This is a genomic window from Flavonifractor plautii ATCC 29863 (assembly GCF_000239295.1).
Classification (GTDB): Bacteria; Bacillota; Clostridia; order Oscillospirales; family Oscillospiraceae; genus Flavonifractor; species Flavonifractor plautii.
Map to the genome: position 1 here is coordinate 1 of NZ_JH417646.1, position 533 is coordinate 533.

Annotated in this window: 1 protein-coding gene; it reads right to left on the reverse strand. The window is 56.5% G+C overall.

Annotation, left to right across the window (positions count from 1 at the left end):
• Positions 1–54 precede the first annotated feature (54 nt).
• Positions 55–533 (reverse strand): IS256 family transposase (locus HMPREF0372_RS01770; protein WP_007488455.1); only part of this gene is annotated, 479 nt, incomplete at its 5' end.

Here is a 533-nt window from a genome sequence, read left to right on the forward strand (position 1 = left end):
GGTAGTGTCAAGGAATTTTCGCAAAATGGTTTGCAGGCCCTGGCATGAGAGAAGTCAGCCAGCAATGGAGGCGTCCTCAAGGGCAGCCTCCAGGTGCTTCATGTTCATGTACTTCTTGTTGCCCCACTGGGTGCCGGCCACATGGCGCAGCCGGGCGCAGACCAGCATGAGGGCGGAGTTGCCGTCTGGGAAACTGCCCACTACACGAGTGCGGCGGCGGATCTCCCGGTTGAGCCGTTCAATGACGTTATTGGTACGGATGCGAGTCCAGTGTTCGCTGGGAAAATCGCAGTAAGTCAGCGTTTCCTCAATGCCATCCTCCACCTTCTTGGCGGCCTCTTTCAACTTCATAGAGCGCAGTTGCTCCACCACGGCTTTGGCTTTCTCCCGGGCAGCTTTCTTGCTCTCCTGAGCATGGATCGCTTTGAGCATCTTTGCCACCAGCTTCACCTTGGAGCGAGGCGTTACGGAGAACACATTGCGGTAGAAGTGCACAGTACACCGCTGGTACTTGGCCTCTGGGAATACTTCTC